The 26,069-nt window shown below is 35.4% G+C and carries 27 protein-coding genes and 1 riboswitch; of the genes, 18 read left to right on the top strand and 9 right to left on the bottom strand.

Annotated elements, in window-relative coordinates:
• Nucleotides 1–84: 84 nt before the first annotated feature.
• The 4 genes from IRZ78_RS08170 to IRZ78_RS08155 all read right to left on the bottom strand — a co-directional run bounded on the left by IRZ78_RS08170 (nucleotide 85) and on the right by IRZ78_RS08155 (nucleotide 2,727).
• Nucleotides 85–1,422, bottom strand: a complete 1,338-nt coding sequence (locus IRZ78_RS08170; protein ID WP_229029125.1) for a HAMP domain-containing sensor histidine kinase — start codon at nucleotides 1,420–1,422, stop codon at nucleotides 85–87.
• 10 nt (nucleotides 1,423–1,432) lie between these two features.
• On the bottom strand, nucleotides 1,433–2,107 hold the full coding sequence (locus IRZ78_RS08165) for a response regulator transcription factor (protein ID WP_194616052.1): 675 nt from the start codon (nucleotides 2,105–2,107) through the stop codon (nucleotides 1,433–1,435).
• Nucleotides 2,108–2,296: 189 nt separating this feature from the next.
• On the bottom strand, nucleotides 2,297–2,479 hold the full coding sequence (locus IRZ78_RS08160; protein ID WP_194616051.1) for a hypothetical protein: 183 nt from the start codon (nucleotides 2,477–2,479) through the stop codon (nucleotides 2,297–2,299).
• A gap of 50 nt (nucleotides 2,480–2,529) precedes the next feature.
• The gene (locus tag IRZ78_RS08155; RefSeq protein WP_194616050.1) at nucleotides 2,530–2,727 is read right to left on the bottom strand and encodes a hypothetical protein; all 198 of its coding nucleotides are present in this window, start codon (nucleotides 2,725–2,727) and stop codon (nucleotides 2,530–2,532) included.
• Nucleotides 2,728–3,054: 327 nt separating this feature from the next.
• Here IRZ78_RS08155 and polA point away from each other — a divergent pair, with 327 nt between their 5' ends.
• Nucleotides 3,055–5,901 carry a DNA polymerase I gene (gene polA / locus IRZ78_RS08150; RefSeq protein WP_194616049.1) on the top strand — a complete coding sequence of 949 codons (2,847 nt, stop codon included), beginning with the start codon at nucleotides 3,055–3,057 and terminating at the stop codon, nucleotides 5,899–5,901.
• 290 nt (nucleotides 5,902–6,191) lie between these two features.
• On the opposite strand, the gene IRZ78_RS08145 is transcribed toward polA, so the two are convergent.
• Entirely contained in the window at nucleotides 6,192–7,217 is a 1,026-nt protein-coding gene (locus IRZ78_RS08145; protein ID WP_194616048.1) for a LacI family DNA-binding transcriptional regulator, read from the bottom strand.
• Nucleotides 7,218–7,412: 195 nt separating this feature from the next.
• On the opposite strand from IRZ78_RS08145, the gene IRZ78_RS08140 reads away from it, so the two are divergent.
• The 6 genes from IRZ78_RS08140 to tsf all read left to right on the top strand — a co-directional run bounded on the left by IRZ78_RS08140 (nucleotide 7,413) and on the right by tsf (nucleotide 12,100).
• On the top strand, nucleotides 7,413–8,159 hold the full coding sequence (locus IRZ78_RS08140; protein ID WP_194616047.1) for a ferritin-like domain-containing protein: 747 nt from the start codon (nucleotides 7,413–7,415) through the stop codon (nucleotides 8,157–8,159).
• Nucleotides 8,160–8,185: 26 nt separating this feature from the next.
• Nucleotides 8,186–8,998 carry a ferritin-like domain-containing protein gene (locus tag IRZ78_RS08135; protein WP_194616046.1) on the top strand — a complete coding sequence of 271 codons (813 nt, stop codon included), beginning with the start codon at nucleotides 8,186–8,188 and terminating at the stop codon, nucleotides 8,996–8,998.
• Between the two features lie 193 nt (nucleotides 8,999–9,191).
• Nucleotides 9,192–9,647 (top strand): 50S ribosomal protein L13, encoded by a 456-nt coding sequence (rplM, locus tag IRZ78_RS08130; RefSeq protein WP_007808911.1) that lies wholly within the window; start codon nucleotides 9,192–9,194, stop codon nucleotides 9,645–9,647.
• Nucleotides 9,647–10,033: a 30S ribosomal protein S9 gene (gene rpsI / locus IRZ78_RS08125; RefSeq protein WP_099710716.1), complete on the top strand. Its 387-nt coding sequence runs from the start codon at nucleotides 9,647–9,649 to the stop codon at nucleotides 10,031–10,033. The genes rplM and rpsI overlap by 1 nt, the downstream gene beginning before the upstream one ends.
• A 176-nt stretch (nucleotides 10,034–10,209) precedes the next feature.
• Nucleotides 10,210–11,001, top strand: coding sequence for a 30S ribosomal protein S2 (gene rpsB, locus IRZ78_RS08120; RefSeq protein WP_194616045.1), 792 nt, complete (start codon nucleotides 10,210–10,212; stop codon nucleotides 10,999–11,001).
• A gap of 136 nt (nucleotides 11,002–11,137) precedes the next feature.
• A complete protein-coding gene (tsf, locus tag IRZ78_RS08115) occupies nucleotides 11,138–12,100 on the top strand; it encodes a translation elongation factor Ts (protein WP_173964136.1) in 963 nt (320 codons plus the stop codon).
• 453 nt (nucleotides 12,101–12,553) lie between these two features.
• Here the strand turns inward: tsf and IRZ78_RS08110 are convergent, their stop codons facing one another.
• Entirely contained in the window at nucleotides 12,554–14,671 is a 2,118-nt protein-coding gene (locus tag IRZ78_RS08110) for a M3 family metallopeptidase (RefSeq protein WP_194616044.1), read from the bottom strand.
• 175 nt (nucleotides 14,672–14,846) lie between these two features.
• Between IRZ78_RS08110 and IRZ78_RS08105 the strand changes: the two genes are divergently transcribed.
• The 11 genes from IRZ78_RS08105 to IRZ78_RS08055 all read left to right on the top strand — a co-directional run bounded on the left by IRZ78_RS08105 (nucleotide 14,847) and on the right by IRZ78_RS08055 (nucleotide 24,092).
• A complete protein-coding gene (locus IRZ78_RS08105; protein ID WP_194616072.1) occupies nucleotides 14,847–15,509 on the top strand; it encodes a queuosine precursor transporter in 663 nt (220 codons plus the stop codon).
• Nucleotides 15,510–15,523: 14 nt separating this feature from the next.
• Complete coding sequence (locus IRZ78_RS08100; RefSeq protein ID WP_194616043.1) at nucleotides 15,524–16,201, top strand: hypothetical protein; 678 nt, start codon at nucleotides 15,524–15,526, stop codon at nucleotides 16,199–16,201.
• Nucleotides 16,201–16,773, top strand: a complete 573-nt coding sequence (locus tag IRZ78_RS08095) for a DNA-3-methyladenine glycosylase I (protein ID WP_194616042.1) — start codon at nucleotides 16,201–16,203, stop codon at nucleotides 16,771–16,773. The genes IRZ78_RS08100 and IRZ78_RS08095 overlap by 1 nt, the downstream gene beginning before the upstream one ends.
• Before the next feature lie 109 nt (nucleotides 16,774–16,882).
• Nucleotides 16,883–16,980: riboswitch (TPP riboswitch) on the top strand.
• A 65-nt stretch (nucleotides 16,981–17,045) separates the two neighbouring features.
• Nucleotides 17,046–17,252, top strand: coding sequence for a sulfur carrier protein ThiS (gene thiS / locus IRZ78_RS08090; protein WP_194616041.1), 207 nt, complete (start codon nucleotides 17,046–17,048; stop codon nucleotides 17,250–17,252).
• Between the two features lie 261 nt (nucleotides 17,253–17,513).
• A complete protein-coding gene (gene thiC / locus IRZ78_RS08085) occupies nucleotides 17,514–19,337 on the top strand; it encodes a phosphomethylpyrimidine synthase ThiC (protein WP_194616040.1) in 1,824 nt (607 codons plus the stop codon).
• A 43-nt stretch (nucleotides 19,338–19,380) separates the two neighbouring features.
• Complete coding sequence (locus IRZ78_RS08080) at nucleotides 19,381–19,971, top strand: thiamine phosphate synthase (RefSeq protein ID WP_194616039.1); 591 nt, start codon at nucleotides 19,381–19,383, stop codon at nucleotides 19,969–19,971.
• Nucleotides 19,938–20,693: a hydroxymethylpyrimidine/phosphomethylpyrimidine kinase gene (locus tag IRZ78_RS08075; protein WP_194616038.1), complete on the top strand. Its 756-nt coding sequence runs from the start codon at nucleotides 19,938–19,940 to the stop codon at nucleotides 20,691–20,693. Before IRZ78_RS08080 ends, IRZ78_RS08075 begins: the two co-directional genes overlap by 34 nt.
• Nucleotides 20,683–21,321: a thiamine phosphate synthase gene (locus tag IRZ78_RS08070; protein ID WP_194616037.1), complete on the top strand. Its 639-nt coding sequence runs from the start codon at nucleotides 20,683–20,685 to the stop codon at nucleotides 21,319–21,321. The genes IRZ78_RS08075 and IRZ78_RS08070 overlap by 11 nt, the downstream gene beginning before the upstream one ends.
• Complete coding sequence (locus IRZ78_RS08065; RefSeq protein ID WP_305069340.1) at nucleotides 21,302–22,078, top strand: thiazole synthase; 777 nt, start codon at nucleotides 21,302–21,304, stop codon at nucleotides 22,076–22,078. The genes IRZ78_RS08070 and IRZ78_RS08065 overlap by 20 nt, the downstream gene beginning before the upstream one ends.
• 120 nt (nucleotides 22,079–22,198) lie before the next feature.
• Nucleotides 22,199–23,311, top strand: coding sequence for a 2-iminoacetate synthase ThiH (gene thiH / locus IRZ78_RS08060; RefSeq protein ID WP_194616036.1), 1,113 nt, complete (start codon nucleotides 22,199–22,201; stop codon nucleotides 23,309–23,311).
• 70 nt (nucleotides 23,312–23,381) lie between these two features.
• Nucleotides 23,382–24,092 (top strand): HesA/MoeB/ThiF family protein, encoded by a 711-nt coding sequence (locus tag IRZ78_RS08055; RefSeq protein ID WP_194616035.1) that lies wholly within the window; start codon nucleotides 23,382–23,384, stop codon nucleotides 24,090–24,092.
• Here IRZ78_RS08055 and IRZ78_RS08050 read toward each other — a convergent pair.
• The 3 genes from IRZ78_RS08050 to IRZ78_RS08040 all read right to left on the bottom strand — a co-directional run bounded on the left by IRZ78_RS08050 (nucleotide 24,089) and on the right by IRZ78_RS08040 (nucleotide 26,069).
• Nucleotides 24,089–24,883 carry an MOSC N-terminal beta barrel domain-containing protein gene (locus tag IRZ78_RS08050; protein WP_194616034.1) on the bottom strand — a complete coding sequence of 265 codons (795 nt, stop codon included), beginning with the start codon at nucleotides 24,881–24,883 and terminating at the stop codon, nucleotides 24,089–24,091. The genes IRZ78_RS08055 and IRZ78_RS08050 overlap by 4 nt on opposite strands.
• A complete protein-coding gene (gene aat, locus IRZ78_RS08045) occupies nucleotides 24,883–25,524 on the bottom strand; it encodes a leucyl/phenylalanyl-tRNA--protein transferase (protein ID WP_194616033.1) in 642 nt (213 codons plus the stop codon). The genes IRZ78_RS08050 and aat overlap by 1 nt, the downstream gene beginning before the upstream one ends.
• Before the next feature lie 173 nt (nucleotides 25,525–25,697).
• Nucleotides 25,698–26,069, bottom strand: coding sequence for a DUF3127 domain-containing protein (locus tag IRZ78_RS08040; protein ID WP_121322382.1), 372 nt, complete (start codon nucleotides 26,067–26,069; stop codon nucleotides 25,698–25,700).

Here is a 26,069-nt window from a genome sequence, read left to right as displayed (position 1 = left end):
ATTATTTTCATTTATTATACCTCAAAGATATATACGCTAAATGAAGACAAAATGAAGATTGAACGACTTTGAAAAAATTAACGTTTAATTATGTTTTAAAACTTCCGGAAACAACAACATAAAGGTTGTACCTTCATTTAGAGCAGAAGAAACTTTTATCTCGATATGATGAAAAGAAGCAATACTATCAGCAATTGCAAGCCCTAACCCCTGACCTTCCTGATCTGAACTAATTCTGGCAAACCTGTTGAATATATTTTCGATTTGAACCATATTCATCCCGATACCGGAATCTGCAATCGAAATAAAATAACGATTTTCTAAAAAACCATCTGTAACTATAATGCTTCCGTTGGGTTTATTGTATTTTATTGCATTGGTTACCAGATTATAAATCAAAATATGAATCAGTGTTTTATTTCCTGTAAAGAAAAAATCATGTTCCATCTTGTTTAGAAACTGAATTTCCCTATCATCAATTCGATCTTGTAAATCCTCCTGAAGATCTGCAATGATCTCATGAAAATTTACATCTTCATTTGCCTCGTACTGATTGTTTTCGATTCGCGAAATCAACAATAAGTTATTGATGATTTTTTTTAGCATATCTAAAGTTCTTAAAGAACCCGCGATTTTATCGAAAGCATTATCATCAAGAGAATCATTTTGAAGCAAATTCTCGAACTTATTTTTAAGCAAAGCAATAGGCGTAAGCAACTCATGAGAGACATTCGAAATGAATTGTTTTTCTTTTTTAAAAAGCTCCGCAATACGATCCATCATCTGGTTTAAAACAAAATCGAGTTCCCTAAAATCCCTCGATCTCGCTTTTATTGGCGTATGATCAAAAGCTTCAGGTTCGTTGACACGCCTTATCTTGGTATCAATAATTTTATAGAAGGGCTTCAGTAAATATTCGATATAAAAAGTATCTGCCAAAAAAGTAATCAGCAGGATAACTACAAAGACAATTATAATAAAAAACCGAATAATAAATGTAAGGTCATTTATTTCTGCAAGACTGCTCCCTATTTCTAAATTATACCCCTGATTGCCAAAAGTAAAATGATATTGTAAAATTCTATATTCATTCTCCTCACCTTCTATAACGCGATATTCATTAGTAAAAACAGCTTTCTTTTTGGCAATTTTTACCGGCGATTTCGAAAGCACCAAAAACTCACTATGTAAGGTAGAAAATTGCGAATAGGTTTCGGTAGAATCATCTGAGTTTTCGATAAAATCATTTATCTCATTTTGATCTAAATGCTGTATGAATTTTTGTTTTTTCTCCAGCAACCCGTTATTAATATGCCTGTAAACAACATTTTCGACCAGGATGGGCAACATTAGCCACAAAACTAAAATCACCAACAATCTTGTTAGCGCATTAAAAATAGCCAATTGATGCTTTATCTTCACAATATTTTATTTACTCATTAATACGATAGCCAACATTTCTAACAGTTTCGAACCAATCGATAGCAGTATGTTTGTCGAGTTTTTTTCGAAGATTTCGAACATGAACATCAATAAAATTAGAATCTGAATTGACCTCCAGGATGTCTCCCCAAATATGTTCTGTAAGTTGTAATCTGGTAATTACGCGATTTTTATTCAATACTAAATACTGAAAAATATCAAATTCTTTTTTAGTAAGACTGATAGGAACATTATCGTAACTCACTTTATAATCCTGAAGCTGCAGCAAAAAACCGTGAATACTTAAACTGTTTACAGTAAAACCATGAATTCTGCGAATTACAGCAAATAATCTCGCGCTAAGTTCTGTCAAGGCAAAAGGTTTAGTCAAATAATCATCGGCTCCTAAATGCAGGCCATTTATTCTGTCATCTAACTCGCCCCTGGCCGTAAGTACAATAACAGCTATTTTCGATTTTGTTTTTCGAACCGTTTGCAAAACCTCAAATCCATCTCCATCAGGCAAACCAAGATCAAGAAGCATCGCATCATAATCGTTACTATTTACTTCTTCGAGAGCATCGCTGCAATTATGAGCAATCTTGCATACGTAACCTACGTTGCACAAAAAATCATAAACTTCGACCGCAAGTTCCTTATTATCTTCAACAATTAGAATATTCATAATACAGCGTTTAAGCGCAAATAAATTTAAGCAATTCTAAAAAACATTATTGCGCATTATTAAAAAATTAACGAATCAAAAAAAGCTGATAAATTTCTTTACCAGCTTTCTCCATCTGCATTCTCATAATCATTACTTCTGTTTTGCCTCCTTTACAATTCTTTGAAAGCAAAACAAAAACAACTTTTATTATTTCACCTTAGCTGTCTCTGCTTTAGGAGCTTCTGCTTTTGCTTTTTTATCAGCTTTGTTTTTGTGGTGTTTTGTAGCTTTAACTTCTTTTGCAGGGGCTGCCTGAGTTGGAGCTGTTTGAGCACTTACCATTGCAGTTGTTCCTAAAACTGCTACTAATAACATCAATAAATTTTTCATGATTTCTAAATTTTAAATTAATTAACCTTTTATTTTACAATAACCTTTTCTTATTTTTTTACTTTAGCAGTCTCTACTTTAGTCGCCTCGCTTTTTTCTGATTTCACTTTTTTATCAGATTTGGCTTTTGGGTGTTTTGTAGCTTTAACTTCTTTTGCAGGAGCTGCTTTAACATCTTTTGCAGGAAAAGCACTTACCATGACACTTGTGCCTAAAACTGCTACTAATAACATCAATAAATTTCTCATGATTTCTACTATTTAAAAATTAATACCTTTTATTTTACAGATCAAATGTACCCCTGTAATATGAAGACAAAATGAAGAAATCCCTGATCATAATTATTTTAACTTGACATTAACTATTTGGGGTTTTTCTACCATATAAGTGATATAAGCTCATTTAATTTTATCACCGAAATGTTAGACACGCTGCTGTGCGTCTCTGCAATGCTTTGCATCTTTACGCAGCGTACGCTGGTAAAATGAACTTATATCACTTATATGGTAAAAAATTTCTTTTTTGATTAATTTTTGAGACCCAATTGTTTATTTTTACACACTAATATTTTTTTTATGTCAACTCAAAAACGTCTTTTTCTTCTCGATGCTTACGCTTTAATATTTCGTGGTTATTATGCCTTTATAAAGAATCCGCGAATCAACTCAAAAGGAATGGATACATCAGCGATTATGGGTTTCATGAATTCGCTTTTGGATGTTATTAAACGTGAAAAACCAGATCATTTGGCCGTTGCTTTTGATAAAGGCGGAAGTCATGTAAGAACTGAAATGTTTACCGAGTATAAAGCCAATCGCGATGCTACTCCGGAAGCGATAAAAATTGCGATACCTTATATTCAGGATTTATTAAGAGCAATGCATATTCCTATTATAGAAATAGAAGGCTGTGAGGCCGATGATTTGATTGGAACAATTGCCAAACAAGCCGAAAAAGAAAACTACAAAGTTTTTATGGTGACTCCTGATAAGGATTTCGCACAATTAGTTTCTGAAAATATATTCATGTACAAACCAGCCCGTATGGGGAATGGTATCGAAATTTGGGGAGTTCCTGAAGTTTTGGCAAAATTTGAAATCGAAAAACCGGAACAGGTAATCGATTTTCTGGGAATGATGGGAGATGCTGTCGATAACATTCCGGGATTGCCAGGAGTTGGTGAAGTAACTGCCAAAAAGTTCCTGAAAGAATTTGGGTCGATGGAAAACCTTCTTGAAAATACACATTTACTGAAAGGTAAAATGAAAGAGAATATCGAGGCCAATAAAGAAAAAGGAATTTTATCTAAAAAACTAGCTACTATTATATGTGACTGCGATGTTGTTTTTAATGAAAACGACTACGAACTTTCACGTCCTGATATTGAAAGAACTGACGCTATTTTTCAGGAATTGGAATTTAGAAGAATGGCCGAACAATTTGATAATTTATTTAAAGTAGGCGGCGGAAACGAACTGGCAAATGCAGGTCAGCCATCGGATGCTAAATTGTATAAAAAACCACAACCTAAAAATGAGGATCAGTTTGATCTTTTTGGAGGTGGTGCCACTACAGATGAAATTACAGAAGAAAGAACTTCATTTTACAATACTTTAGAAAACACACCTCACTCCTATCAAGCTGTAGAAGGCGATTTAGGAATTAAATTATTGATCCAAAATTTACAAAAACAGACTGCTGTTTGTTTTGATACCGAAACTACTGGTTTAGATGCTTTGCATGCTGAATTGGTCGGAATGTCTTTTGCTTATGAAAAAGGAAAAGCATTTTACGTTCCGTTTCCGGAAAGTCAGGAAGAAGCTCAGACTTTAGTAGATAAATTCAAGCCATTTTTCGAGAACGAAAACATCGAAAAAATTGGTCAAAACTTAAAATACGACTTAAAGATTCTTTCTAATTATGGCGTTGTTGTAAAAGGAAAACTTTTCGACACCATGATTGCGCATTATCTGATCAATCCGGATATGCGTCATAATATGGATATTCTAGCAGAAACGTATTTGAAATACTCTCCAAAATCAATTGAAACTTTAATTGGTAAAAAAGGAAAAAATCAAATTACGATGCGAGACGTAGCTCTTGAAGAAATCAAAGAATACGCTGCCGAAGATGCTGATATTACATTACAACTAAAAGAACTTTTTACTGCCGAATTAGACAAAACCGAAACTAAAAAGTTATTCGACGAAATCGAGATTCCGTTAGTAAGTGTTCTGGCCGATATGGAAACAGAAGGAATTCGTTTAGATGTGGAGTTTTTAAGCATAATGTCTAAAGAAATGGACATTGAGATTAAATCTCTGGAAGAAAAAATATACGAAACCGCAGGAGAAAAATTCAACCTTGCCTCTCCAAAACAATTAGGAGATATCTTATTTGATAAATTAAAAATTGGCGGAGCAAAACAAAAGAAAACCAAAACCGGTCAATATGCGACCGGCGAAGAAGTCTTAACGTATTTAGCCAACGACAATCCAATTGTAAAACAAATTCTGGATTGGCGCCAGATGGTAAAACTACAAAGCACTTATATTTTGGCTTTGCCGGAACAAGTAGACAAAAAGACCTTACGCGTTCATACCGATTATATGCAAACTGTTGCAGCAACAGGACGTTTAAGTTCTAATAATCCGAACTTACAGAACATCCCAATTCGTACCGAAAGAGGCCGTCAGATTCGTAAAGCTTTTGTTGCCCGCGATGAAAACCATACTTTAATCTCTGCCGATTACTCGCAAATAGAATTAAGAATTATTGCTGCCTTAAGTGGCGAAGAAAATATGATTGCCGCTTTCCAGAACGGAGAAGACATTCATAAAGCTACGGCTGCAAAAGTATTTGATGTGCCGTTAGACGAAGTTTCACGCGAACAAAGAAGTAATGCCAAAACCGTAAACTTTGGTATTATATATGGTGTTTCTGCTTTCGGATTAAGCAACCAGACTTCATTATCGCGTAGCGAAAGTGCTGCATTGATCGAAGCGTATTATAAAACATACCCGAGATTAAGATCTTATATTAATGAACAAATTGAATTTGCCCGCGAAAATGGTTACGTACAAACGATCTTAGGCCGTCGCCGATATTTAAAAGATATCAACTCAGCAAATGCAGTAGTGAGAAGTGCTGCCGAAAGAAATGCCGTAAACGCACCAATTCAGGGAAGTGCTGCCGATGTCATTAAAATAGCTATGATCAACATTCATAAAAAACTAAAAGAAGAAAACTGGAAATCAAGAATGCTACTTCAGGTTCATGATGAGCTTGTGTTCGATGTTCACAACGATGAACTCGAGAAAATTCAGCCTATGATCAAACACGAAATGGAAAATGCTTTTATGATGAGTGTTCCTTTAGATGTTGAACTTGGTTTGGGTAAAGACTGGTTGGAAGCGCATTAATAATTTTAGATTTTTTGATTGTAGATTTTAGATTTTCTGAATCAGTAAACAATTATTCATCAAGAAACACCCGATCTTGTCATTTCGACAAAGAAGACCCGAGCGATAGCGAACAGGCGAAGCAAATCTTCCCAAGTAACTCCGCAACGAGAATCCAATCTTTATCGAGCTTCTCGCGAAGATTTCTCCTTCGTCGAAATGATAAAAATGGCGAAATTCACAAATAATATATAAAAAAAGGACTATTCAAAAGAACAGTCCTTTTTTTTATAACCTATATATTAGTATACTTATTTTTTTCTAGTCGATTCTCTTTCTTTCAACTTCGTCTTAATAACGATAGTTTCGTAATCAGAAGTTTCTTCTTCAGACTCTTCTAAACGTTTGATCAATTGCTTAGCAGCAACTTCTCCAATTTCAATTCCGTGTTGACTTACAGTTGTCAAACTTGGCGATAAACGTCTTGAAGCTAAAATTCCATCGGCAAAACCTATAATCGAAATATCTTCAGGAACTCTATATCCTTTTTTCAAACTCACACGCAATGCGGCAACTGAATCATTTTCATCCAAAGCAAAAATGGCATCAACTTTATTATCAAAAATGGCATCAATTCTGGCTTTCATATCATCTTCAGAATCTGTACGAAGAATAATTTTCTCGTTTACCGGAATATTATTATCAGCCAAAGCTTTCAAATATCCATCAGCTCTTAATTTTCCAACACTTAAATTATCGACAGAAGAAATCAAGGCAATATTTTTACATCCTAAATTAATTAAATGCTGAGTTGAGTTTAAAGCTGAATCGAAATCATCAACCACAACTTTATCACATTCTACTTCATCTGCAATACGGTCAAACATTACGATTGGAGTTCCGTCGTTTATAATAGCAGAGAAATGACTATAATCCTGAAGTTTTTGAGCTTCTTGAGAAACTGACAAAATGAATCCGTCAATTGTTCCGTTGCTCAACATTTCAAGTGTATGAATTTCTTTCTCTAAAGATTCATTCGAAATACACGTAATTACATTATATCCTTTTTTATCGGCCACTTTTTCGATACCGCTAAACACCTTAGCAAAAAAGGAGTTTAATATATTAGGTATAATTACACCAATCGTTTTCGTCTTACGATTCTTTAAATTCAGACCAATAACATTCGGTTTATAATTTTTGAGTTTGGCATACTCCTTAATCTTCACCTTCGTTTGCTCACTAATTTCCGGACTGTCATTTAACGCCTTAGAAACCGTAGACACAGAAACACCTAGTTCTTTCGCAATTTGTTTTAGAGTTGCTTTAGCTTTCATTTAAAAATAATTTTATGTAATTAATACAAATATAGTAGAATTACCTAAAATAAAACAAAAAACACCTACCAGTATTTGAATTTGTAAGGTCTTTTTAAAATAATTTTAAAATACTGCGATTTTTCAAAACCGCCTGTCTTAAAATTACGTTAATAACTTAATACATGTTATTAACCTTTTTAAAAAACCTAGATTATGAAAAACGAAGTTAAAATTCATGAAGTTGACCCTTCATTGAATAACAGAAGGAGCTTCCTTAAGCTCAGCGGACTAACATTAGTTACTGCAGGTTTGGTTTTAGCTGGGTGCAGCGACAATGATAATGATAACGATATGGAAGATACATCGTTACCAGGAGTAAAAAATGGTGTCTTTGATTTAGGCTCTGGAGATTTTGGAGTATTAACGTATGCTTATGCTCTTGAACAACTAGAAGCCGACTTTTATACTAAAGTTGTAAATTCTACAAGCTTTAACAGTGCATTTAATGATACCGAACGTCAGGTTCTAACCGACTTGTATCATCATGAAGTAATTCACAGAGATTTTTTTAAAGCTGCTTTATCCGGAGCGCTTCCTGATCCGAGTTCACAATTGCTTCCTACTCTTGCTTTTAATTATGGTTCTCTGAATTTTAATAGCCGTACCGAAGTTCTTGCAACAGCCAAAGCGCTGGAAGATACAGGAGTTGCTGCTTATAACGGAGCCGGAAAACTAATTAAAAGCGCTGATTATTTACTATTAGCAGGGAAAATTGTTTCGGTAGAAGCCCGACATGCAGCCGCTATTAGAAGTTTAATTAATCCTAACTCTAAGGATTTTGCTGGTGATGATATTATAAGTACATCTACTGGTTTGGATGTTGCTAAAGATCCTTCTAAAATTTTACCAATTGCAGGAGGCTTCATTACTACAAAATTTACTGCCAAATATTTACCTTAATCTTAACTAGCTAAAACTTAGAAATTATGAATATTTTAAAATTTATAGAAACGTTTACTGATGACAGCTTAATGAGAAGCACTGGCTCTAGAAGAGATAGTTTTAATCAGTTTGGAAACATAGGAAAAACACTGGCATATGCATCGATCCCTTTTGGACTATCAGCTATGGCCAATAAAGCATTAGCAAAAGATATTACTGCAACACCGGCAACACCTATTGGAGCTTTGCAATTTGCCTTAACCTTAGAATACCTGGAAAACGAATTTTATGCTATGGCTTTAGATTCTGGAGTAATTCCGGCATCAGAAAACGGCGGACGTGATTTAAAAGTTTTTCAACAAATAGCCGCACACGAGTCTAATCATGTTAAATTTTTAATTGCAGGACTGGGAGGACCAGGAAGTACAAACTTCGTTGCTAAACCTACTTTTGATTTTACTGTGGGTGGAACATTTGACCCGTTTGGCAACTATCAAACCTTTTTAGCATTGGCGCAAGCTTTTGAAGATACAGGAGTAAGAGCATACAAAGGACAGGCAGGAAATTTAATTTCTACACCTGATTTATTGACTGCTGCACTACAAATTCACTCTGTAGAGGCACGTCATGCCTCTGAAGTAAGACGACTACGCGGATTAAAAGGATGGATTTCTAATGATGAAAGAGGCGCAGGAATGCCAGCAGCCACACAAGCCGTTTACGCCGGTGAAGGAGTTACGGTACAAGCAGGATTTAACACTGCCGCCGCATTTGGAGCTGCCGCTGGATCAGAAGCTTATGATGAACCACTTACGACACAACAAGTCGTTGACATTGCCAATTTATTTATTGTTTAGCAAAAACAATTCTAAATATTGAACCACCTTCGCGTTATTGTGAAGGTGGTTTTTTTTTATTGTTTTAAATATAAAACTGATGCCCTGATTTTCAGCAGATAAAATATTCTTTTCAGGTATTTGGTTTTAAAATAATTAATTGTACTTTTGCATCCCCTTTATTGGGGATGGAATGTTTAATTAAAATAATATTATGGACGCATTAAGCTACAAGACAATTTCAGCAAGCAAAGCCACTGTTACTAAAGAGTGGATTGTTGTAGATGCTGAAGGTCATAACTTAGGTCGTCTTGCTTCAAAGGTTGCTATGATCTTAAGAGGTAAGTACAAACCAAGTTACACACCGCACGTTGACTGTGGAGATAACGTAATTGTTATCAACTCAGAAAAAATTAACCTTACAGGTACAAAAATGAATGACAAAATTTACATGCGTCATACAGGTTACCCAGGAGGACAAAGAACTTTAACTGCTAAAGTATTGCAATCTAAAAACCCTGCATTATTAGTAGAAAAAGCTGTAAAAGGAATGTTACCTAAAAATAAATTAGGTGCTGAACTTTTTAGAAATCTAAATGTTGTTGTAGGATCTGAGCACAAACAAGGAGCTCAAAAACCTAGAACTGTTAACCTAAACGATCTTAAGTAATGGGAGTTATTCACAAAATCGGTAGAAGAAAAACCGCTGTTGCACGTGTATATGTTTCTGAAGGAACAGGTAAAATCACTGTAAACAAAAAAGAATTCGCAACTTACTTTCCAACTGCAACTTTACAATACAAAGTTTTACAACCATTGTCTATGACAGAAAATGTAAACAACTTTGATGTAAAAGTAAACGTTTACGGAGGTGGTTCAACTGGTCAGGCAGAAGCTGTAAGAATGGCATTAGCACGCGTTATGTGTGAAGTAAATGCTGAAAACAGAGGTATCCTTAAACCAGAAGGTTTATTAACAAGAGATCCAAGAATGGTTGAACGTAAGAAATTCGGTCAGAAGAAAGCTCGTAAGAGATTCCAATTCTCTAAACGTTAATATTACCTGTCTTGTTCAATTAGGACAAGACATGATCAATTATTTATTGAAATTAAAAAACACAGTTGTTGTTGCTCTCCTATCGAGGTAGGAAATAGTTTAGCATCTAAATGTATAAAGCCTGGGAAACCGCCATTTATACATTGCTAATCAACAGAACGTAAACTAGTACAAAAATGGCAAACAAAATAGAAGTAAAAGACTTACTAGAAGCAGGTGTTCACTTTGGACACATGACTAGAAAATGGGACCCAAATATGGCCCCTTACATTTATATGGAGCGTAATGGTATTCACATTATCAATCTATATAAAACTGCAGCTAAAATTGAAGAAGCTAATGAAGCTTTGAAAAAAATCGCTGCATCAGGTAGAAAAATCTTATTCGTAGCTACCAAAAAACAAGCAAAAGACATCGTTGCTGAAAAAGCAAAAGCTGCAAACATGCCTTACATCACTGAAAGATGGCCTGGTGGAATGCTAACTAACTTTGTAACTATCAGAAAGGCAGTTAAAAAAATGTCTTCTATTGATAAAATGAAGAAAGATGGTACTTTCATGACGTTATCTAAAAAAGAGCGTTTGCAAGTTGATCGTCTACGTGCGAAACTAGAGAAAAACTTAGGTTCAATTGCTGACATGTCTAGACTACCAGCTGCATTGTTCGTAGTAGATATCAAAGCTGAACATATCGCAATAAAAGAAGCACAAAAATTAAACATTCCAGTTTTCGCAATGGTTGATACGAATTCTGACCCAAGAGAGGTTGATTACGTTATTCCTGCAAATGATGATGCTTCTAAATCAATTGACAAAATTTTATCTTTAGTTACTGCTGCTGTAATCGACGGTCTTTCTGACAGAGGTTCTGACAAAGAAACTGAAGCTGCAACAGAAGAAGCTACTGCTGCTCCTGCTGTTGAAGCTGCGCCAGCTGTTGAAGCTGCTGCTCCTGCAACTGAAGAATAAATCAAATTTAAATTCCAAATTTTAAATTCTAAAATCCAAAGACAAATTAAAAACGTTATGTTGATAATTTAATAAAATTGGAGTTTAGAATTTAAAAGATGGAATTTTTACTTTTAACATTAAAATTCAAAATATTATGGCAACAATTACTGCTGCAGACGTAAATAAATTAAGACAATCTACAGGTGCCGGAATGATGGACTGTAAAAAAGCTTTAGTTGAGGCTGATGGAGATTTCGATAAAGCTATACAAGTCCTTAGAGAAAAAGGACAAAAAGTTGCTGCTAACCGTTCTGACCGTGAGTCTTCTGAAGGAGCTGCTGTTTCTTTTATCAATGCTGACAATACTAAAGGAGCTATCATCACTTTAAACTGCGAAACTGATTTCGTAGGTAAAAATGAGGCTTTCGTAACTTTAGCTAAAGAATTAGTTGAAAAAGCTATTAACTTCTCTTCTAAAGAAGAATTTTTAGCTTCAGATTTCAACGGAATTACTGTTGCTGAAAAATTAATCGAGCAAACTGGAGTTATCGGAGAAAAAATCGAAATCGGTGGTTTTGAAATTTTAGAAGGTGCTTTCGTTGGATCTTATGTTCACGTTAACAAAATTGCTGCATTAACTGCAATTTCTGCTGCAATTCCTAACGCTGAAGTTTTAACTAAAGATGTTTCTATGCAAGTTGCTTCTATGGGAGCTGATACATTATCTTACAAAGATTTTGATCCTGCTTTCGTTGAATCTGAACTTGCTGCACGTATTGCTGTAATCGAAAAAGATAATGAAGAAGCAAAACGTTTAGGAAAAACTTTAAAAAATGTTCCTAAATACATCTCTTTCTCTCAATTGACTGAAGAAGTTTTAAAACAAGCTGAAGAAGATGCTAAAGCTGAATTAAAAGCTGAAGGTAAACCAGAACAAATTTGGGACAAAATTATCCCAGGAAAAGTTCAGCGTTTTATCTCTGACAATACTACTTTAGATCAAGAGAAAGCTTTGTTAGATCAAAACTTTATCAAAGATGATAGTAAAAAAGTTGGTGATTACGTTAAAGGATTCAACGTTGAAATCACAGGTTTCAAAAGAGTTACTTTAGGTTAATATATTATTTCAATATAAAAAGCCCTGAATATTTATTTATTCAGGGCTTTTTTTTGTTTTAATAATTCTTGTCTTCACTTTGATTTATAAGATTAATCAAGAGGTTGTAATTTAAAGTTTACATCAGAAAAGGACAACTTTGTCAAAGTTTTTTTTACTTGTAAACTTGTCAGACATTGCCCGCGGTTTCATCCACGGGTTGCAATATTATCAAGCCCCGTATTGTGCTCCCGTGGTTGAAACCACGGGCTATATTTGAAGATAGAAATTAAATTGGGCTTTCACAAAAGTTCCTCACACTCTTGGTTTTAAAGTTTAACAAACCCGATAAACTTGCTGCTAAAATCTTTTCAATCCTTAAAATCTGTCTCCCAAAAACCCACCTTCAAACTTCATAAAAAAATCCCCGAATAATTATATTATCCGGGGATTTCAACAAAGAATTTAATCTTATTATTTTTTATCTATAATCGGGAAATTTCTCGCACGCATTAAAGCATCAGACTTAGGAGCTCTTCCTCTGAAGTTCTCATAAGCTTTCTCCTGATCAATAGTATTTCCTACACTGAAAACACTATCATAAAGACGTTTAGCCACTTCTTTATCATAGGGCCCTTTACCTTCTGTAAAAGCTTCATAAGCATCTGCATTGATTACATCAGCCCATAAATAACTATAATACCCAGCCGAATATCCATCTCCTGAGAAAATATGTCCAAATTGAGGAATTCTGTGACGCATTACAATTTCTGAAGGCATATGAAGCGCTTCTAACGTTTCTTTTTCAAATTTGTGAGGATCAATAGGCGTAGTCGTCAAATGCAGCTTCATATCGATCAACGAGCTTGAAATCGTTTCTACAGTAGAGAATCCTTCACCAAAATTAGATGCTTTTTCAATTCTGTCTACCAATGATTGTGGTAATGGTTGATTTGTTTTATAATGTAAAGCAAATTTATTCAATACCTCAGGAGTAGCCAACCAGTGCTCTAATAATTGAGATGGGAACTCTACGTAATCTCTCGCAACAGATGTTCCTGCTAAACTTGGATACGTTACATTAGAACATAATCCGTGAAGTGCATGTCCAAATTCATGAAACAAAGTTGTAGCATCTTCCCAAGAAATTAAAACCGGATCGTTTCCAGTTCCTTTTATAAAATTACAATTATTAGAAACAATTGTAAGAACTTCTCCATCCATTTTTTGTTGATCACGGTAAGCATTCATCCACGCACCAGAACGTTTTCCTGCACGTGCATACGGATCAAAATACCATAATCCTACAACTTTACCAGTTAACTTATTACTTACTTCCCAAACACGAACATCAGGGTGGTAAACAGGAACATTGGTAATTTGTTTGAAACTTAAGTTAAATAATTCTCCAGCAACCCAAAACATACCTTCACGTAAGTTTTCTAATTGCAAGTAAGGCTTAACCTCATTTTGATCTAAATCGTATTTTGCTTTTCTAACTTTCTCAGCATAATAACGGTAATCCCAAGGCTGAATTTTAAATTTACCACCTTCAGCATCAACAATTTTCTGCATCTCAGCAACATCCTGATGTACCTTTTCTACAGCTGGCTCCCAAACCGACATCATCAAATCTATTGTTTTCTTAGGATCTTTTGCCATTTTGTTAGACAAACTCCAGTCAGCAAAAGTAGGGAAACCTAACAAATTAGCTTTTTGAGTACGAAATTGCAAAATAGAAACAAGCGTTGCGTTGTTGTCATTTGCATTGCCATTATCGCCACGTTTTACAAAAATTTCAAATGCTTTTTCTCTTAAATCTCTACGAGTAGAGAACGTTAAAAACGGCTCTATAGACGAACGTGTATTGGCAACACACCCCATAACATCCAGCTTTCTGCTTTTTGCTTCCGCGATTGCAGCATTTTTTACTTCAGCCGGCAAACCGTCAAAATCACTTTCTGTTTTTAATGCTACATATTGATTGTGCTCTTCTGCCAATAAATTTTGACTAAATTTAGTATAAAGACTTGCCAGTTCCTGATTAATTTTAGCAACTTTCTCTTTGTCTTTTTCATTCAGTTTTGCCCCTTCACGAACAAAATCAGTATAATACAACCAAATTAAACGTTGTTGTTCACTGGTTAGCTTTTTACTTTCCTTTGAGTTGTACAACGTTTCTATTCTGGTGAATAATTTTTTATTCTGTAAGACCTTGTCATTAAAAGCAGACAGTTTAGGAGACATTTCTGTTTCAACAGCGTCAAATTCCGGAGTACTTAAAGTAGAACCATAAATTCCGTAAACAGTATAAATTCGGGATATTGTTTTACCTGAACGCTCTAAAGCTGCAATGGTATTATCAAAAGTTGGTGCTTTTGGATTATTTGCAATAGCATCAACCTCGTTTAGTTTTTCCTGAATCGCAAATTGAAGTGCAGGTTTAAAATCTGAAACCTTGTACTCATTAAAAGCAGGAACTCCTCCGTAAGGCCCTGTCCATTTTTTCAACAATGGATTATCTGAATTGTTTTGCGCAGTGGCTGTAAATAAAGTTGTTCCCATGAGAAAAATTGTCATTAATTTTTTCATTATCATTAATTTGATTTAAAATAAAACGTGTTATTGTTTCAAATGTAACCAAAAATCAGCATTCGAAGTAAAATTTTAACTTTCAGATTTACATCACAGTACATTTTATTTCATAATTATCCATTCTCAATTATAAAGAAATAGTTTAAATTTGGCACATCATTTACCACATCACATGTTTAAAACCCGAAAAGAAATTGTTTTTGTAGTCCTTGCAGGCATTTTTATAACCAATGCCGTTGTAGCAGAACTTATTGGAGGAAAATTAATTCAAATTGGCCCATTTGTAATGAGTATTGGTATCCTGCCATGGCCAATCGTTTTTTTAACAACAGATTTAATCAATGAATATTTTGGCGAAAAGGGCGTAAAAAAACTATCATTTATAACAGCATGTTTAATTGCTTATGCCTTTCTAATATTGTTTATGGCTATCGTGATACCGGCCGCAAAAGGAATTAGTCCTGTAAACGACGAACAATTCCAGGCTGTTTTCGGACAAAGTATGTGGATAATCGTAGGTAGTTTAATCGCCTTTATAGCATCTCAGTTAATCGATGTATGGATATTTTGGTTCTTTAAAAAACGAACCGGAGAAAAAAAGATATGGCTAAGAGCAACCGGATCAACTGTAATTTCACAACTATTTGACTCCTTTATTGTACTGGGAATTGCTTTTTGGCTGCCAGGAAAAATCAATTTCGAAACTTTTATATCCTCTGGACTAACAGGTTATATTTTTAAACTTTCGGTTGCTGTTTTGCTAACCCCATTAATTTATCTGGGGCACCATTTGATAAAAAAATATTTAGAAGAAGACCCTACTAACAAAGAATAAGATTACCTTGTAGTATGAAAAAGACAATTGCCATCTTACTTTTTTCAATAGCCTATTTTTTTATAGGCTGTGGTAACGACGCAAAAAAACTATCTAAACAAGAAAAAGCTTATCCTGTAAATAAACTACAACCTGCTTCGACAAAAATCTTTAAGAAATCAGCTCCAAAAGCGGCAGTTCTTCCTAATTCCAAAAAAAAATATAGTACCGACACAAAGAATATATTTGCTGTAAAAGAAGAAAATGACTTAAAGCCGCAAATTCAAAACGAAAAAACAGAAACTACTAACACTTTAGACTTTAGCGAAGAGGCAAATAAAACCTTAATGACCTTTGTTAATTTACGCAAAATACTTTCCGGCAGTAAGATTGGACAAACCTTAACTCAGGAACAACTCACTCAAAAATTCGAAATTCCTGAAGAAGCCGTTAAACTTGTAAAAAGCATTACAAAAACAGATGAAGATGAAATTGCCGTAAAATGGCGTTCTACATGGTTTGTAGAAAAGGTATCTGATGCCAAATTCAAAGACGGTTTAATGAAAATTACTTTCAAAGCCAATAAACTATACACTTCAGGAACTGCAATAGGCATCAAATACGACAAAAAAATCTATAACGAATTGGTCATAATTGGCCGTTCTGCTTATATTCCGGGTGTAAAAGGATATCGCTGGCAAATAGGAAAATAATGGATAACGAAAATAAAATACGATGTGGTTGGTGTTCTGCCAGCGATTTATACAAAAAATACCATGACGAAGAATGGGGCGTTCCCGTTTACGACGACCCATCTTTATTCGAATTCCTAATCCTCGAAACTTTTCAGGCCGGTTTAAGCTGGATCACTATTTTAAACAAAAGAGAAAATTTCAGAGTCGCTTTTGATCATTTCGATTATAAAAAAATAGCCCAATATCCCGAAGAGAAAATAGAATCCCTGTTACAAGATACCGGAATCATTCGCAACAAACTTAAAATCCTCTCAACAGTTACAAACGCACAAGCCTTTATAAAAGTGCAGGAAGAATTTGGAAGTTTCTCTGATTATATCTGGAAATTCACCAACGGAAAACCCATCAATAACAATCCAAAAACCTTAAAAGACGTCCCTGCCACTACTCCACTTTCAGACGAAATTAGTAAAGATCTAAAAAAAAGAGGCTTTAAATTTGTAGGTTCAACCGTGATTTACGCCCACATGCAAGCCACCGGAATGGTCAATGATCATATCGAAGACTGCTTTACCCGCAAGGGGAAGTAGTCGCAGTTTTTAGTCTCAGTCACAGTCTCGGTTTTCAGTTTTTTTCACAACCTCAAACCTGAAACTTGAAATTTTTTTAAACTTCCAAACAAAAAATACATATATTTGCTTCACACTTTAGGGGTGTCTACTAATAAGTAGGCTGAGATTTTACCCTCTGAACCTGATCTAGTTCATACTAGCGTAGGGAAAAGTAAGATGACTTCTGCGCGCATTTTTATGCACAATTGTAGCCATTCCTAAAGTATAACTATATACTAAATTCAAAAGGAATGGAACTAAAAATCAATCAACAAATCAAACAATTCAATACTGAATCGCTAAGCATTCAATCATTGCTCGATCTCGAAATTCCCCACAAACAAAACGGAATCGCCGTTGCCATTAACAATACCGTTGTTCCAAAAATCAACTGGAACCAACATCTCGTGCGCGAAACCGACGAAATTCTAATTATTTCAGCAACACAAGGAGGGTAATACAGCTGCCTAAACGGGCTATCCTTTGCAAGTCCGCAGTCGTAAACCAAAAAAATATAGTCTTAGTAAAGCTTCCGCTGGTCGCTTTCCTAATCCTTATTTTTTACGGTTTTCTCCTTTAGAGGCTTTCCTCTTCTATCCTTGGCAGAAAGAACAAATTCCAAAAATTAAATTCCAAATTCCAATTGACATACAAGTCGTAGACGCACCGCTGTGCGTTTCTACATAACCCATAACCCATAACTTATAACTTCTTTTCCTATGACTACAGAAGAACAAATCTCCAGAACCCCTTTTCCAAACTCCAAGAAAGTATATGTAAAAGGCGAAATTCACCCCATAGAAGTGGCAATGCGCGAAGTAATCCTAAGCGACACCAAACTTTCTAATGGCGGAATCGAAAAAAATCCACCTGTAACAATTTATGACACTTCAGGCCCATACACAGATCCTAATATCGAAATTGACATTCGTAAAGGATTACCAAGATTACGAGAAGAATGGATCTTAAACCGAAATGATGTCGAAATACTAAGCGAAATCACATCAGATTACGGACAAACCCGATTGAAAGACGAAAGTTTAAATCACCTTCGTTTCGAATATTTGCATCAGCCAAAACGAGCCAAAAAAGGAGTAAACGTAACACAATTGTATTACGCCAAACAAGGTATCATAACACCGGAAATGGAATATATAGCGATTCGCGAAAACCAACGCATCGAACTTTTGAACGAACAAACCAAAGCCATGAAATGTCAGCACAGCGGACATAGTTTTGGAGCCAACACACCAAAAAGTAAAATCACCCCGGAATTTGTTCGCAGCGAAGTCGCTTGCGGAAGAGCCATTATCCCAAACAACATCAACCATCCCGAAAGCGAACCCATGATTGTAGGGCGTAACTTTTTAGTAAAAATAAATGCCAATATTGGAAACAGCGCAGTAACGTCAAGCATCGAGGAAGAAGTAGAAAAAGCCGTTTGGGCTTGCCGTTGGGGAGCTGACACCATTATGGATTTATCTACCGGAAAAAACATTCACGAAACCAGAGAATGGATTATTCGTAATTCGCCAGTACCAATAGGGACAGTTCCTATTTATCAGGCATTGGAAAAAGTAAAAGGAATCGCCGAAGATTTAACCTGGGAAGTTTTCCGTGATACCTTAATCGAACAGGCTGAACAAGGGGTTTCGTATTTCACCATTCACGCCGGAGTTTTGTTGCGTTACATTCATTTAACCGCTGACCGCGTTACCGGAATCGTTTCCCGTGGCGGATCGATTATGGCAAAATGGTGTTTATTTCATCATAAAGAAAACTTTTTATACACCCACTTCGAGGAAATTTGCGAAATCATGAAACAATATGATGTAGCCTTTTCTTTAGGAGATGGTTTACGTCCGGGATCTATTGCCGATGCTAACGACGCTGCACAATTCGCCGAATTGGAAACACTTGGTGAACTAACCAAAATCGCCTGGAAACATGATGTTCAGGTTTTCATAGAAGGTCCAGGTCACGTACCAATGCACATGATTAAGGAAAATATGGACAAACAATTAGAACATTGCCATGAAGCGCCATTTTATACATTAGGACCTTTAACGACAGATATTGCACCGGGTTACGATCACATTACATCGGCAATTGGAGCCGCAATGATTGGCTGGTACGGTTGCGCGATGCTGTGCTATGTTACACCAAAAGAACATCTTGGTTTACCTAACAAAAAAGACGTGAAAGACGGTGTAATCACCTATAAAATATCCGCTCATGCTGCCGATTTAGCCAAAGGTCATCCGGGAGCACAATACCGTGACAATGCCTTGAGTAAAGCCCGTTTCGAATTTCGTTGGGAAGATCAGTTTAATTTATCATTAGATCCGGATACAGCACGAGAATTTCACGATGAAACACTTCCTGCAGATGGTGCGAAAGTCGCTCATTTCTGTTCGATGTGCGGACCAAAATTCTGCTCGATGAAAATATCTCAGGAAATTCGTGATGTAGCTGCTGCTGAAAAAGGAATGCAGGAGAAATCAGAGGAATTTATTGAGCAAGGGAAAGAGATTTATATCTAAGGAAGAGGATAGAACAAAGAGAATAGAATAAAGAGGAAAGACTATGATTGTAATTACAAATCCTTCTGCTATTGCAAATGAAATCAGCATTATTGATTCTTTACTGGAAGAAGGATTGTCTTTGCTTCATATCCGGAAACCTGATTTTTCTGCGATCGAAATGGCTCGTTTGATTCATCAGATAAAACTGGAATTTCGTTCTAATCTGGTTTTGCACAATCATCATCAATTAGCCGAAGATTTTGGAATAAAGCGAATTCATTTTTCACAAAAAGACAGGAAAAATAGTTTTTCAATTCGTCAGGATGAAAAGATATTATCAACATCAACGCATTCTATTGAAGATTTCAATTCTTTAGAAAATGATTTTGATTATGCCTTTTTAAGCCCTGTTTTCAAAAGTTTTTCTAAAGCAGATTATCATCCAAAAGAAAACCTTTTTGAAGCTTTAAAACGAAGAACAAATCACAAAACAAAAGTGATCGCTTTAGGCGGAATTGATGCTGAAAACATTGCAAAAACTCTTGAAAACGGTTTTGCTAATGTCGCTCTTTTAGGAACCATCTGGAATAATGAAAACCCGATAAAACAATTCAAATTATGTCAACAAATCGCCCAATCGTACTTAGTATAGCTGGTTTTGACCCCACTGCTGGCGCTGGTGTTTTGGCTGACATCAAAACATTTGAGCAACATCAGGTTACCGGATTTGCCATTACAACGGGGAATACCATTCAGACTGAAAATGAGTTTTTTGAAATTGAATGGACTGATTTAAGTTTTGTTATTCGATCTATTGAAACTTTATTTCAAAACTATAAAATCAAAGCGGTAAAAATTGGAATTGTACCTTCATTAGATTATTTAAACCAAATTCTTTCAGCAATAAAAGGAATGTCTCCAACTACACAAATTGTTTGGGATCCGGTTTTAAAATCAACTACAGCGTTCGAATTCATAAATATGGATGATCAACTGGATTTATATAAAATTCTATCAAAAATTGATTTGATTACACCCAATTATAACGAAGCCCAAATTTTATTTCCAGGTTTTATTTCGAATCAGCTTTCGCTTAAAAATGAAATCCCAACTTCTGTTTTACTAAAAGGGGGGCACAATCCTTCTGAAATTGGAACAGATCGTTTATTGCTGAAAGATGAAGTTATTGATTTACTTCCATCTAATAAAAAATGCTTTGAAAAACACGGTTCCGGCTGTGTATTATCATCTGCAATTACAGCACATTTAGCTTTGAATTACCCCCTAATCAAATCGTGCAAAAATGCTAAAACCTACATTGAAAAATACCTGAGTTCAACTTCAAATCTAATCGGATATCACTATGTACCATAAATTGCAATACATCTCACAAGGAAACACAATCGAAAAACAATTGTACAATATTCATCAGGCGCTGGACGCCGGATGCGATTGGGTGCAAATGCGATTTAAAAACCAAACTACCAAAGATACTTTTGCTTTAGCGGAAGCAGTAAAGTTTTTATGCGAAGAATATCTCGCCAATTTTATTGTAAATGACAATCTCTATCTCGCTCAGCAAATTGCCACTGACGGAGTTCATCTAGGTTTATCAGACATGAAAATTGATGAAGCGCGAGCTATTTTAGGCAATACCAAAATTATTGGAGGAACAGCAAATACTTTTGAAGATATTGAAAATCACGTAAAAAACGGCTGTGATTATATTGGATTAGGTCCATTTCGATTTACCAGTACAAAAGAGAAATTAAGTCCAATTTTAGGCTTATCAGGCTATGTTTCCATTATTGAAAAGATGAAAAACAGGAATCTTAAAACTCCGGTTTATGCCATTGGCGGCATCACTTTAGAAGATATAAATCCTTTAATGGAAACCGGAATTCATGGTATTGCAGTTTCAGGAATGATTACCAATAGTGATCAAAAGAAGAAATTAATTCAACAACTAAACGAAAAGTTATATGCAAACGTCATTGTTTAAAATTGGAGACAAAACCTTAACCTCCCGTTTATTTTTAGGAACCGGGAAATTTGGTTCGAACCTTGAAATGGAAGAAGCTATTTTAGTTTCTGAAAGTGAATTGGTTACCGTGGCCCTAAAACGCATCGATTTAGAAACAGAAACCGATACTATTTTATCGCATTTACAACATCCTAATATTCATTTATTGCCCAATACTTCTGGCGCGAGAAATGCCAAAGAAGCTGTTTTCGCTGCACAATTGGCCAGAGAAGCTTTAGAAACAAACTGGTTAAAGCTAGAAATTCACCCCGATCCTAAATACTTAATGCCGGATCCCATAGAAACCTTAAGAGCAACAGAAGAACTGGCTAAACTTGGTTTCTTCGTTTTGCCGTACATCCATGCTGATCCTGTTTTGTGCAAACATTTAGAAAACGCAGGAACAACCGCTGTGATGCCTTTAGGTTCACCAATTGGCAGTAACAAAGGCCTTAAAACAATAGATTTTCTCGAAATTATAATTGAACAAAGCAACGTTCCCGTAATCGTAGACGCCGGAATTGGATCACCATCTGACGCTGCAAAAGCAATGGAAATTGGCGCTGATGCTGTTTTAGTAAACACCGCAATCGCCGTAGCCGGAAATCCAAAACTAATGGCGGAAGCTTTTAAGGAAGCGGTTATTGCAGGCAGAAAGGCTTTTGAGGCTAGAATTGCTCATCAGCAGAATTATGCTGTAGCTTCTAGTCCTTTAACATCTTTTTTATATGACTAATGTATTTAACCGCAAAGTTCGCTAAGCTTTGCGAACTCTTCGTCAAAAATAAGGAAACCCAAAGCTTATCAAACTTTGCGTAAACCTTAGCGCTCTTTGCGGTAAAAAACCACAATCCAAATGAAAACATTCAAATCTGTTTTTGAACAATACGACTGGAATACTATTCAATCAAAAATATACCAAACCACATCAAAAGATGTAGAACGCTCCTTGGCCAAAACCAAACGAAATCTCGATGATTTCCTAGTTCTGATTTCTCCCGTTGCACAAAATTATCTGGAGCAAATGGCACAGGAATGTCATGAAATCACCAAAAAACGTTTTGGTAAGACGATTCAAATGTATGCACCGCTTTATTTAAGCAATGAATGCCAAAACATTTGTACCTATTGCGGTTTTAGTTTAGACAATAAAATCAAACGTAAAACCCTTTCTGATGCTGAGATTAAAATCGAAGTCGAAGCTTTGAAAAATGTTGGTTTCGATCATGTTTTACTAGTAACCGGAGAAGCCAATTATACCGTAAATATCAATTACTTCCTGAATGCCATTGCTTTGATACGAAAAGAATTTTCGATTATTTCAGTTGAAGTTCAGCCACTTTCTACCGAAGATTACGAGCGTTTGCACAAAGCAGGCGTCTATTCTGTTTTGGTATATCAGGAAACGTATCATCAGGAAGTCTATAAAAAATACCATACCAAAGGCAAAAAATCAAATTTCGATTATAGATTAGAAACCCCTGACAGAATTGGAACGGCGGGAATTCACAAAATAGGTTTAGGCGTTTTATTAGGTTTGGAAGAATGGCGAACAGATAGCTTCTTTAACGCTCTGCATCTGGATTATCTTCAGAAGAAATACTGGCAGACTAAATACTCTGTTTCTTTCCCCAGATTACGTCCTGCCGAAGGCATTATCGAACCCAATTTTATTATGGACGATAAGGATCTAACACAACTTATTTGTGCGTATCGCTTATGGAATGAAGATCTTGAAATCTCGATTTCGACCAGAGAAAATGAAAAATTCAGAAACAACATTATCCCTATTGGAGTGACAAGTATGAGCGCCGGATCTAAAACCAATCCGGGTGGTTATGTGGTTGATCCGCAATCTTTAGAACAATTTGAAATCAGCGATGAACGCTCCGCAAAAGAAATCGCACAAATCATAACAAATTCAGGTTACGAACCAGTTTGGAAAGATTGGGATAAATGTTACGGGTAAGGAAATTTCAAACTACAAATTCCCAATTCCAACAATCTAAAATCTAAAATCAACACTCTAAAATCTAAAGATGAGTATTATACAAGAATTCCTCCGTTATAACAGACAAACCATTCTTCCTGAAATTGGTGACCAAGGTCAGGAAAAACTAAAAAAAGTAAAAGTTTTGGTCATTGGTGCCGGAGGTCTAGGCTGTCCGATTCTGCAATATATTGCGACTGCTGGCGTAGGTCTTATAGGCATTATGGATTTTGATACGATCGAAATTCACAACTTACACCGCCAGATTTTATATACCGAAAGTGAAATTGGTCAACAAAAAGCTCTTGTTGCGAAAAAAGTGGTCTCGGAACTGAATCCTTTAATCGAAGTAATTGCGATCAGAGAAAAACTGACTATTGAAAATGCCGAAAAAATCATTCAACAATATGATATTGTGGTAGATGGTTCAGATAATTTTACAACGCGTTATCTGGTAAATGACACTTGTGTTGCTTTACAAAAACCATTGGTTTACGGAAGTATTCTAAAATTCGAAGGACAAGTCGCTGTCTTCAATCACAACGGAAGTAAAAATTTACGTGATTTATTTCCTGAAATGCCGGATCCAAAAGATGTTCCAAATTGTGATTTGAATGGTGTTTTAGGAACTTTACCCGGAATAATAGGAACTATGATGGCGCACGAAACCCTTAAATTAATTTTAGAATTGCCTACTTTAAAAAATGAATTGGTACTCTTTAATACAATCAATTGGAACTTTACAAAACTGAATTTCTAGAATACAATGTCATCTCCAACACTAATAGTTCCTGAATTCAGACTTACAATATTAGTCCCAAATAAAACAGAATTATCCACCACTCGATATTTACTTAAGGTTTTGAGAGGTTCTTTTTTTAATTTACCATTTTCTGGATCATTATTCACCATAATACACCTTCCGCAGGGTTTTATGTTTTTAAATTGTACTGTTCCAATTTTGAAAGTCGTAAAATCATCTTCTTCATGAGACGTTTGGGTACTGATTACAATATTGGGGCGAAATCTTAAAATGGTGATTTTATCTGTTAATTTTTCATTTAGAAAATCCAAACTCTGACTTCCTATCATTAAATAAGGATAACCATCGGCAAGACTTACATTGAAAGTTTCTTTTAGTCGGGAACTTTCATGTTTACGATCTCCGGGTTTAATGATTTTAACCAGTTTACATTGAAAACCCAAATGTTCAGTGAACCATTTAGAAGTTGATTCGTTCACTTCTATAACTTCACTTTTATCATCCCAAACATTCACCGCTATCGAATTCTCTAAATGTTCATCAATAGAAAATTCATGCTTTTGATCTTGAAATGTAATGCTGATTTTTCCGCCTGAAATCTGTGGATAAAACTGACTCATAATACGATGTTCCCTCTGCGTTATCATTTGATTATCTGCATCAATCAACATCCATCTGCGGTCATTTTCGAATCCCATTTCTTCGGCTAAAGCTGTTTGGCAACTAATTCCCGCTAAGCTTTTTATTGGATAAATATAAATTTCTTTTACACTGTAAACTGCACTCATTATTCCTTATTTTCTATAATAGACATAAATTCTTCACGATCGATTTCGCGGCAACCTAAACTCTCTAAATGAGGATTATAAACCTGACAATCTAAAAGCTTATAATTCTCTTTTTTTAAATAATTTACCAAAGCAATAAAAGCGACTTTTGACGCATTTGATACTTTTGAAAACATACTTTCACCACAAAAAACATGGCCTAAATCGATACCATATAATCCTCCAACCAAAACCTCATCCTGCCAAACCTCAACAGATTTTGCAATTCCCTGTTCATTCAGTTTGCAATACGCATCGATCATTTCGTTTGAAATCCAGGTTCCGTTTTGTCCGTCGCGTTTTATGTTCTGGCAATTCGAAATAACGTCTTTGAAGTTTTTATTCAAAGTAACTTTAAACTGATTCCTGTTCAAGATATTACGCATGCTTTTAGACACAATCAATTCATCCAGAAACAAAACCATTCTTGGATCTGGCGACCACCAAAGAATTGGATCTCCTTCATTAAACCAAGGGAAAATTCCGCTTTTGTAAGCCAATTTCAAGCGCTCCGGATCTAAATCACCGCCTATGGCAAGAATTCCTTCTTCATCAGACTCTGAAACGGGAGGAAAAAATAAATCGTTGAATACGTAGTACATTTTTTAAATTCCAAAATTTTTAAATTCCAAATTCCAATTCTCAACACAATATTGTCCTTGCGGGGAACAAAGCAATGACACACGCTATTATTGTGTAAAAAAAACAAAATTCCAAACCCCAATTGCATATTTCATGAATTGGAATTTGGAATTTATTTTTGAGATTTAAACTTTTAGAAAGGTAAATCGTCCGGTTCGTCTTCGTTTAAATTAGTTGCCGGAGCAAAAGCTTCTGCAGCAGGCATTGCCGGAGTTTGTCCAGGACCTTCTGGCGCTAATCTTTCGATTCTCCAACCTTGAATACTATTGAAATATCTGGTTTCTCCTTGTGGATTAACCCATTCTCTTCCTCTTAAATTGATAGAAACTTTTACGGCCTCACCTTGTTTGTAGCTACTTAATAAATCGCATTTATCTTGCGTAAACTCGATCAGAATATGCTGTGGATACTGCTCATCTGTGGTAACAACCAACTCTCTTTTTTTGAATGCAGCACTCACTTGTTGCTCTGGGTTCACCACTTTTACTTTTCCTGTAACTTCCAT

It is taken from the genome of Flavobacterium sp. CSZ, from assembly GCF_015350725.1.
Lineage (GTDB): Bacteria > Bacteroidota > Bacteroidia > Flavobacteriales > Flavobacteriaceae > Flavobacterium.
The sequence above is the reverse complement of the archived record's forward strand: the minus strand, read 5'-3'. Positions and strand labels throughout refer to the sequence as shown.